We start from the raw sequence: 8937 nt of genomic DNA on the forward strand, positions 1-8937 counted from the left end.
CGGGGGAAGGCCCCAGGGACGGGCGCGGTCAGCCCCATTCGTGGTTCATTGCGCGGGAGTCCACCTCGGCGTCGGGTCCGGTGTTGGCCCGCCGCGGCGCGCGCGACAGTGCGATGAGGACCAGGGCCAGCGCCGCGGTGGCCGCACCGGCGACGAAGATGGCCACGAACGCGCCCTCGGTGGGCAGGCCGGTGCGCGCCGCCGAACGGCTCAGCAGCACCGCCACCAGCGCCGCGGCCAGCGAGCTGCCGACGGTGCGGGCGATCGCGTTGACGCCGGTGGCCACCCCGGTCTCGCCGGAACCGACCTCGCTGACCACCAACGCGGGCAGCGCCCCGTACGCCAGGCTGATGTAGGCGTTGGTGAACACGCCGGCGACGATCACCTGCCAGGGCGCCGAGTGCGCCACGGCCAGGTAGACGAAGCCGACGATCCCGGCCAGCGCCCCCGACACCAGGACCGGCGGGGCGCCGAAGCGCTCGATGAACGCGCCGCTGACGGTGGCGGTGACCAGCCCGGCGAACGCCCCGGGCAGCAGGAACACCACGCTGGAGTACAGCACCGAGGCGGTGAACCCGTAGCCGGTGAGTTCGCGCGGCGCCTGCACGAACTGGGTCAGCCCCAGGAAGCCGAAATAGAGTCCCATGCCCACGAACACCGTGGCCGTGTTGGTCAGCAGCAGCGACCGCCGCGACAGCATCTCGGTGGACACCAGCGGATGGTCCCGGCCGCGCTCCCACCGCCACCAGGAGGCCAGGATCACCACCCCGGCGACGGCGGTGCCGATGGTGCCCGCCGATCCCCAGCCCCAGGTGTTGCCCTGGGTGATCGCCAGCAGCGTGGCCGTCAGCCCGCCCGCCAGGCCCGCCGCGCCGAGCCAGTCGATCGATCCCGAGGCCTCCTGCCTGCGGGAGGGCACCACCACCGCGGCCAGGATCAGCACCAGCGAGGTGAACACCGTCGTCAACCAGAACACCCGGTGGTAGCCGGCGCCGCCGGACATCAGCAGGCCGGTCACCACCAGGCCCACGCCGCCGCCGAACCCGAGGGTGGCCGACAGCACGGCCAGCGCCCGCACCACCGAGGTCTCGGCCAGCTCCTCGCGCAGCACCGCCACGCAGATCGGGTACAGCGCGAAGGAGGCGCCCTGCAGCGCCCGGGCGGTGATGAGCAGGCCCAGCGACGTGGTGGTGGCCGCCAGGATCGAGCCGGCCAGGACCAGGACCAGGACACCGATCAGGACGTGCTTCTTGTTGTGCAGGTCGGCCAGGCGGCTCAGCAGGGGGGTGGCCGCGGCGGCGGCCAACAGGTTGGCGGTGACCGCCCAGCTGACCGCGACGCTGGATGCGCCGAGCTGCTCGGCGATGATCCCGAGCACGGGAACCACCGCGGTCTGCAGCACCGCCACCGTCAGCGCGACGATGCTGAGCGTGGCGACCAGAACCGGCGTCGAGGTCCGCGCACCCGTGTCCACCACGCATCGATTATGTCGGCTATCAAACCACCTTCAGCAGCACGGCCACCTTGTCCAGCGGCAGCGCGGGCGAGCGGTGGCCGTCGCGGCCCACCATGTCGTCGTTGACCACCAGGGCGTTGAGAACCGCCTCCTCGACGGACTCGACCACCGCCGTATAGAAGTCGTCCATCCGCCCCCACGGCACGAACCGCAGTGTCCCGAACTCGTCGGCTCCCGGGGCGCCGACGGGAAAGCGGCTGGCCAGACCGGGGGCCGGCGCGGTGGAGAAGGCCAGGAACAGGTCCCCGGAGAAATGGCTGCCGGTGGTGCCGGTGCGGGCCAGCCCCAGCGGCACCCGCCGGGCCAGTGCCTTGCACTGCCCGGGCAGCATCGGCGCATCCGTGGCCACCAGCGCGATGACCGAGCCGGCTCCCGGCGGGGCCCACGACCCCAGGGGGTTGTCGGCGGCCAGCGCCGGTCCGATCCGGCGGCCCGCGACGGTCAGCTCGGCGCGCGAGCCGAAGTTGGCCTGCACGAACGCGGCCACGGTGTAGGTGTGGGGCCCGTAGTCCACCAGCCGCGACGAGGTGCCGTTGCCGCCCTTGAACTCGTAGCAGTTCATCCCGGTGCCCCCGCCGACCGAGCCCTCGGGCACCGGTCCCGAGGTGGCCGCGTCGAGCGCGGCCTCGACGTGTTCGGGCCGCACATGGGCGCCGTTGATGTCGTTGAGGTAGCCGTCCCAGGTCTCGGCGCACACCGGCAGCAGCCACTGCTGCGCCATCCGCGGCGCGACCCGGTTGATCCAGCTGACGACCCCGGTGTGGCAGGCGCCCACGGCGTGGGTGTTCGACAGCACCACCGGCAGCTCGAAGGCCCCGGATTCCTCGATCCAGGCGGTGCCGGTCATCTCGCCGTTGCCGTTGAGGGAGAACCAGCCCGCCGCGCAGGGCTCGCCGAGTCCGTCGCGGCCCCGCGGCAGCAGCGCGGTCACGCCGGTGCGCACGCGGTCCCCGTCGATCAGCGTCGTGTGCCCGACCTGCACGCCGGGAACATCGGTGATCGCGTTGAAGGGTCCGGGCCGCCCGGGCAGGGCGATGCCCAGGCCGCGGGCCCGGGGCCGCCCGTCGGCGGTGTGGGTCTGAGGTGAGGGCGACGACGCTGGGGGTGGGGCCACCTTTTCACCTTGGCACTCGTGGTCGAATATTTCCCGATGGCCGCACAGCAGGGGCCGGACAGGAGGGGTTGTGATGACGGACGACGGCTCGTCACGCGCGCTGACCGCGGGGGCCTTCGCCGGTCATCGTCCCAGTGGGGCCGGCGACTTCCGGGTGGAAAGCCACGGCATCGCGCCGATCGCCGAGGATCAGCGCTACGGGCGGCCGGGGCGGATGTTCACCGTGTGGTTCGCCCCGCAGGTCACGATGACCGGGGTCTTCACCGGGACGCTGGCCATCGCGCTGGGGCTCGGGTTCTGGCTGGGTCTGCTGGCCATGACGATCGGCACGGTGCTGGGTTCGCTGGTGGTGGCCTACCTGTGCACCTGGGGTCCGCGGACGGGCACCGCCCAGCTTCCCAACGCGCGGATGGCATTCGGCCCGGCGGTGGTGTTACCTGCCGCGCTGCAGTGGGTTTCCTCGATCGCCTGGGACGGGCTGGTCGGGTTGTTCGGCGGGGAGGCACTGGCGCTGCTGCTGGGCATCCCGTTCTGGGTGGCGGTGCTGATCGTGCTGGGGCTGCAGGGCGCGGTCGGCTTCTTCGGCTACGAGGTGATCCACCGGGTTCAGGCGGTGCTCACGGTGGTGTTGCTGGTGACGTTCGTGGTGCTGGCGGTCAAGCTGGTCGGCGGGCACCAGATCGTCACCCCGGCCACGGTGACCGGACCCGATCTGGCGGGGGCGTTCGTGCTCGAGGTGACGATCGCGCTGAGCCTGGCGATCTCGTGGTCCAGTTACGCCGCGGATTTCAGCCGCTACCTGCCGGCGCAGTCCTCCCCGCTGCGGGTGTTCGGGTTCAGCTTTGCCGGGATCGTGTCGGCCTATCTGTTCGTGCAGGGCATCGGCATCGCCGGGGCCGGCCTGCTGGCCGAGCACACCGCCGAGGGGGTGCGCACCGTGATGGGCGGCGGCGTGCTCGGTGCGGTGGCGCTGCTGGCGATCGCGCTGGCCTCGGTGGGCTCCAGCGCGATGAACGACTACAGCGGCTCCCTGGCCCTGCAGACCCTTGGGGTTCGGGTCCGCCGGCCGGCCTCGGCACTGGTGGTCACGGTGCTGGCCTTCGCCCTGATCATGTGGCTGCACGCCAGCGACACCGCGACCCGGTTCACCGATGTGCTGCTGCTGGTCGGGTACTGGATCCCGGCGTTCGCGGCCATCGTCATCATCGATTGGCTGCCGCGCATCCGGGGCCGGCGCAGTCTCAATCCCGCGCTGGAGCACACCGAGGGCCGCGACGCTGTGGCGGCCGTGGTGGTGTTCGTGGCGGCCTACGCCGCGGCGGTGCCGTTCATGGACACCTCGCTGATCGAGGGCCCGGTGGCACGTGCCTGGCACGGCGCCGACATCGCCTACTTCGTGAACTTCGCGGTGGCGGCCGTGCTCTACGGGGGGTGGCGGGCGCTGCGCGACGGGCGGTGGCGGGCGCTGCGCGACGGGCGGTGGCGGGCGCTGCGCGCCCGGGGCTAACGTGCCTGCGGCGACGGCGGCCCGGGCTTGGCGCCCGCGGCGTCGCGGCGCCGCGCCGCCATCCCGGCCAGCGCCTCGAACACCACGCGGTGCGCGGCGTTGACGGTCAGCTCGGCATGGTCGTAGGCCGGGGCCACCTCGACGACGTCGACGCCGGCGACGTCGTGCTCGTAGCACAGCTGGCGCACCATCCGCAGCAGGTCGGCGCTGGTGATACCGCCGGGCTCGGGGGTTCCCGTGCCGGGTGCGTGGGCCGGGTCGAGCACGTCGATATCCACCGACAGATACAGTTTGTCGGCCTTGGCCAGCGCCTCGCCGACCGCGTCGGCCATCACCGCCTTGAAGCCGCGCTCCCAGATCTCCTGCATGGTGTGCCAGGTCATGCCCTGTTCGAGCATCCACTCGAAGGTGTCCTGCGGCGGCCAGTAGCCGCGCAGGCCGACCTGCACGAAATGGGTGCCCGGCACGGCGCCGGACTCGATGAGCCGCCGCATCGGGGTGCCGTGGCTGGCGAGGTTGCCGTCGATGATGTCGGCGGTGTCGGCGTGGGCGTCGAAGTGCACGATGCCGACGTTGCCGTAGCCGTGGACGTCGGCCACCGCGGTGGCGGTCGGCCAGGTGATGGAGTGGTCGCCGCCGAGGATGACCGGCACGATGCCGCGGGAGGCCACTGCGTGCACGCGTTCGCGGATGTTGGCGTGCGACACCTCGGTCTGGCCGTGCGGGCACCAGGCGTCGCCGAAGTCGACCACCTCCAGCCAGTCGAAGATCTCCAGGCCCAGGTCCATGTGGTAGGTGCCGGGTTCGTAGGCGGTGGCACGGATCGCGCGCGGGCCGAACCGGGCGCCGGGCCGGTTGGTGGTGGCCACGTCGAACGGCGCGCCCACGATGGCCACGTCCGGTTTCCACGCCTCCAGCTGCTCGGTCTCGGTCAGGAACGGCCGCTGCCCGAACGAGACCAGGCCCGCGTAGGGCAGGTCCAGCTGCTCGGCCATACCCGGAGGCAGTTCCCGTCCCGAGCGGTGGTGGTGATGATGGTCGTGGCTCATGGGCAGACCCTACTGCGGCCGGGGCGCGGCCGGGTGTCGAACCCGAGGGGGCGGCCACTACCTCACAGGTAATTGCCGTGGGCCGGCGATGGCGGGAATCTGGTGGTGCAGAGCAGCGCTCGGGCAGGAGGACCATGCCGCAGGCCGACGACCACGTTCCACCGGTGCCCCGGTGGCTGGAGTTCGTGCTGAGATCCGACCGGGCCGGGTCGGCGTGGTTCGTGGGCACCGGCTTCTTCTTCGCCCCGGTGCTGGCCCTGGTCGCGCCCTGGCCGCAGGTCCGGGCGGCGCTGTGGGCGCTGATCGCGGTGGCCGGCCTGTGGCTGGGCCTGCTCGGCGTGGCGATGGCCGCCGGCCTGGCGCTGGTGCTGCGCTCCGGCCGCGAGATCCCCGAGGACTACTGGCGCTCGATCATCGATGTCCCAGACGTCCCTGAAGGCTCCGAGGTCTCCGATGTCTCCGGATCCGCACCGGCCGGCGGGGGAGCGCCGCGCAGCCGGGCCCGGATCCACTCCGGCCACGGCCGCTTGCCGTAGTCACCGGCGTCGACGCACACATGTGTCATCGCCGCCTCGGCGATCAGCTCCCCGTCGCGGGTGATGGTGAAATCGCTTCGTAGCGAGGTGGTTCCGGGCTCGTGCAGGTGCACCCGGATCAGCAGCCGATCGTCGAAACCGGCCGGCCTGCGGAACTGCAGTTCGGCGGCGGCCACGACGAGGTCGACGCCGGAGCGCACCAATTCGCGGTAATCGCCGACGATCCGGTTGATCGCGTCGGTGTGCGCCATGTCGACCCACGTCAGGTAGTGCGCGTTGAAGACCCGGCCCTGCATATCGCATTCGGCGTAACGCACCCGCACCTGCGTCTCGCTCACCTGCGCCGACGATCCGCGAGAGTCGTTGCCCCGGATCATCGTTGGGCCACCGGGGAGGTGTGGAGCCGGTGCAGGTACGCCGCCGTGGCGGCATCGGCGGGCAGGAACGCCTCGACACTCAGCTCGGCCGCGGTCAGGTCCAGGGCGGTCCCGAAGGTCGTCACGGTGCTCAGGAACGTGAGCACCGAGTCGTCGTCGCCGCGCAGCCGCAACGGGACGACGACGGCGTCGGGATCGTCCGGGTCGGCGGCGTCGTCGGGGCCGGGCAGTGACTCCAGTTCGGCGAGCAGGGCCGAGGAATCGGCCGAGCCGCCGCCGGCGACCTCGCGGCGCAACCGGCCGAGCAGGTGCCGGCGCCACTGGGCCAGGTTGCGGATGCGGGGCGCCAGGCCCTGCGGGTGCAGGGCGATGCGCAGCGCGTTGGGCCGCTCCAGCAGGTGCGGCGCCACCCCGTCGAGCAGCACCGCCGTCGCGGCGTTGACCCGGACGACGTCCCACCGGCGGTCCACCGCCAGGCACGGGAACGGGTCGTAGGCGGCCAGCACCTGCGCCAGACCGTCGCGCACCGTCGCCATCTCGGGGGCGTCCAGGGGGCGTTCGCGGTATTCGGGGGCCAGCCCGGCGGCGGTCAACAGCCGGTTCTGCTCCCGCGGCGGCATGTCCAGGGCCGCGGCCAGCCGCACCACCATCGACCGGCTCGGCGCCGAGCGCCCGGTCTCGAGGAAGCTCAGATGGCGCGCCGAGATCCCGGCGTCGAGCGCGAGGTCGAGTTGGCTCACCCGGCGGCGCCTGCGCCACTGCCGGATCAACGCGCCGAGCGGGGGAATACTGTCTTCGGCGGTGCTCACCTGCCCAGTGTCGCTGACGGCGCCGGTGCGAACGAGCAATACCGGGTTGTCGCCGACGGACGTGAGACGGTATCAGCACTATGGACATGCACGACTACGTGACCTACGAGGAGTGGGGGCGTCGATTCTTCGAGGTCGCGGTCACCGAGGAACGCGTCGCCGCGGCCTTCGGCGCGATCGCCGGCGACCAGTTCGAGATGGGTCCCATGGCGCAGGGGCCGGGCCGCATCGCCCGGGTCACCGCCAAGGTCAAGATCCAACAGCCCCGTGCCATCCGCCAGCTCAGCGACACCATCACCTTCTCGGTCCGCATTCCGCTGGAGATCGACCTGCTCGTCGATCTGCGGCTGGACAAACAGCGCTTCTCCGTCGACGGCGAGATCTCCCTGCGCGCCACCGCCCGCGCCGCCGAGCCGCTGCTGCTGGTCATCGACGTCGCCAAACCCCGCCCCTCGGACATCAGCGTGCACGTGGCGTCGAAGTCGCTGCGCGGTGAGGTGTTGCGGGTCCTGGCCGGCGTCGATGCCGAGATCAGACGCTTCATCGCCCAGCACGTGGCCGACCAGATCGACGAGCCGGAATCCAAGGACGCCCAGGTGATCGACGTCGCGGTCCGCCTCGACGAGGCGTGGACCGGTATCTGAACCCCACCCGGCGGCTCGGGCCGGAAAGCCGTTGGTAGCAGAGCGATGACGTTCGGTCACCGCGCTGCGACTCCTTAGCAACGGTTCGATAAACGCGAGTTTTGACGCGGGTGCAAGATCGGCCAGTCGATACGTTCGCCAGGACACCTCAACGAGTGAGAAAGCTGGGGAATCGACTATGGCACGAACCGCGACGCGCACGGCGATCTGTGCTGCGGCCACGGCAGGCATGTTCTGGGCCACCCTGGCCGTGAGCCCGAACGCCGCTGCCGAGCGCGTGATCGCGCCCACCAGCTCGGGCGGCGGGGTGCCCTGTGCCAGCATCGTCCAGACCCTGGTCACCACACCGGGCGACCTGGCCGACATGTTCCCGGGCACCGCCGCCCCCACCAACGCCGTCGTCGTGCCGCCCGCCTCCGGGCCGATTCCCCCCGGTTCGGCCCAGGTGTCGACCGCGATTCCGCCGGCGTCGAGTCCTCCCGTCCCGGGCACGCTGACGCAGACGTCCGGTGGGGTGCCGCCGGTTCCGGGTGCTCCGGTGCCGGGTGGTCCCGGTGGCGGTGGGGTGGTGGTGCCGCCGGCGTCGAGTCCGCCGGTGCCGGGGACGTTGACGCAGACTTCCGGTGGGGTGCCGCCGGTTCCGGGTGCTCCGGTGCCGGGTGGTCCCGGTGGCGGCGCGGCCGCGGTGCCCCCGGCGCCGGGCGCACCCGCTCCCGGTGGGGGCCTGCCCGCGGCGGCGGCGACGCCACCGGCACCCGGCGGGCCCGTCCCGGGCGCCGTCGTCGACAATGCCGCCGCCGGCCCGCCCGCCGCGACACCGCCGGCGGCTGCCGGCGCCCCCGGCGCCGACTCCGCGGCCGTGGCGTTGGACAACGCTCTGGCGCGGGCACCCGAGGCCGCCGTCGGGGTGCCCGGCGCCCCGGCCGAGGGAGCCATCGACACCGCACCCGCCGCCGGCGGCAACGTGATCGACGACGCCGCCGCTGCGGCGCCGGCGCCTCCGGCCGGTGCTCCGGGTGCGCCGATCGCGGATGCCGCGGCCCTGCCGCCCGCTCCCGGCGCACCCGCTCCCGGCGTCCCTGTCGACGCCGCGGCCGCGGTTCCCCCCGCGCCGGGTGCGCCCGTGCCCGGCGGTGCGGTCGAGGGTGGTGGGCCTACGCCGCCGGTTCCGGGTGCTCCGGCTCCGGGTGCGGTGGTGGAGGACGCTGCGGCGACGCCGCCGGCGCCGGGTGCTGCGGTGCCCGGTGGTTCGGTGCCCGGTGGTGGGCCTACGCCGCCGGTTCCGGGTGCTCCGGCTCCGGGTGCGGTGGTGGAGAACACCGCGGCGACGCCGCCGGCGCCGGGTGCTGCGGTGCCCGGTGGTTCGGTGCCCGGTGGTGGGCCTA

The 8937-nt window shown here is 72.8% G+C and carries 7 protein-coding genes and 2 pseudogenes; 4 read left to right on the top strand and 5 right to left on the bottom strand.

Annotation, left to right across the window (positions count from 1 at the left end; all coding sequences use genetic code 11):
• Positions 1 to 28: 28 nt before the first annotated feature.
• Positions 29 to 1477, bottom strand: a complete 1449-nt coding sequence (locus CSR00_RS28450; protein ID WP_099025721.1) for an MFS transporter — start codon at positions 1475 to 1477, stop codon at positions 29 to 31.
• A 19-nt stretch (positions 1478 to 1496) separates the two neighbouring features.
• Positions 1497 to 2630 carry a DmpA family aminopeptidase gene (locus CSR00_RS28455; RefSeq protein ID WP_099025722.1) on the bottom strand — a complete coding sequence of 378 codons (1134 nt, stop codon included), beginning with the start codon at positions 2628 to 2630 and terminating at the stop codon, positions 1497 to 1499.
• Between the two features lie 73 nt (positions 2631 to 2703).
• Here CSR00_RS28455 and CSR00_RS28460 point away from each other — a divergent pair, with 73 nt between their 5' ends.
• A complete protein-coding gene (locus tag CSR00_RS28460) occupies positions 2704 to 4137 on the top strand; it encodes a purine-cytosine permease family protein (RefSeq protein WP_099025723.1) in 1434 nt (477 codons plus the stop codon).
• On the opposite strand, the gene speB is transcribed toward CSR00_RS28460, so the two are convergent.
• Positions 4134 to 5186: an agmatinase gene (gene speB, locus CSR00_RS28465; protein WP_245906711.1), complete on the bottom strand. Its 1053-nt coding sequence runs from the start codon at positions 5184 to 5186 to the stop codon at positions 4134 to 4136. The two genes, CSR00_RS28460 and speB, sit on opposite strands and share 4 nt — an antisense overlap.
• A gap of 134 nt (positions 5187 to 5320) precedes the next feature.
• On the opposite strand from speB, the gene CSR00_RS28470 reads away from it, so the two are divergent.
• Complete coding sequence (locus CSR00_RS28470) at positions 5321 to 5722, top strand: hypothetical protein (RefSeq protein ID WP_245906712.1); 402 nt, start codon at positions 5321 to 5323, stop codon at positions 5720 to 5722.
• Between the two features lie 17 nt (positions 5723 to 5739).
• Here CSR00_RS28470 and CSR00_RS31475 read toward each other — a convergent pair.
• Positions 5740 to 6099, bottom strand: a pseudogene (locus CSR00_RS31475) (acyl-CoA thioesterase); the annotation flags it as partial.
• A complete protein-coding gene (locus CSR00_RS28480; RefSeq protein WP_099025727.1) occupies positions 6096 to 6908 on the bottom strand; it encodes a helix-turn-helix domain-containing protein in 813 nt (270 codons plus the stop codon). The pseudogene CSR00_RS31475 and the gene CSR00_RS28480, both read right to left, overlap by 4 nt.
• Before the next feature lie 80 nt (positions 6909 to 6988).
• Between CSR00_RS28480 and CSR00_RS28485 the strand changes: the two genes are divergently transcribed.
• On the top strand, positions 6989 to 7552 hold the full coding sequence (locus CSR00_RS28485; protein WP_099025726.1) for a hypothetical protein: 564 nt from the start codon (positions 6989 to 6991) through the stop codon (positions 7550 to 7552).
• 178 nt (positions 7553 to 7730) lie between these two features.
• Positions 7731 to 8937, top strand: a pseudogene (locus CSR00_RS28490) (hypothetical protein); the annotation flags it as partial.

The organism is Mycolicibacterium palauense (assembly GCF_002592005.1).
Lineage (GTDB): Bacteria > Actinomycetota > Actinomycetes > Mycobacteriales > Mycobacteriaceae > Mycobacterium > Mycobacterium palauense.

Bases quoted from the DNA above. Each gene is read 5' to 3' on its own strand.
- speB (WP_245906711.1), bottom strand. From the start codon at position 5,186: ATGAGCCACGACCATCATCACCACCACCGCTCGGGACGGGAACTGCCT.
- CSR00_RS28460 (WP_099025723.1), top strand. From the start codon at position 2,704: ATGACGGACGACGGCTCGTCACGCGCGCTGACCGCGGGGGCCTTCGCC.
- CSR00_RS28470 (WP_245906712.1), top strand. From the start codon at position 5,321: ATGCCGCAGGCCGACGACCACGTTCCACCGGTGCCCCGGTGGCTGGAG.
- CSR00_RS28485 (WP_099025726.1), top strand. From the start codon at position 6,989: ATGGACATGCACGACTACGTGACCTACGAGGAGTGGGGGCGTCGATTC.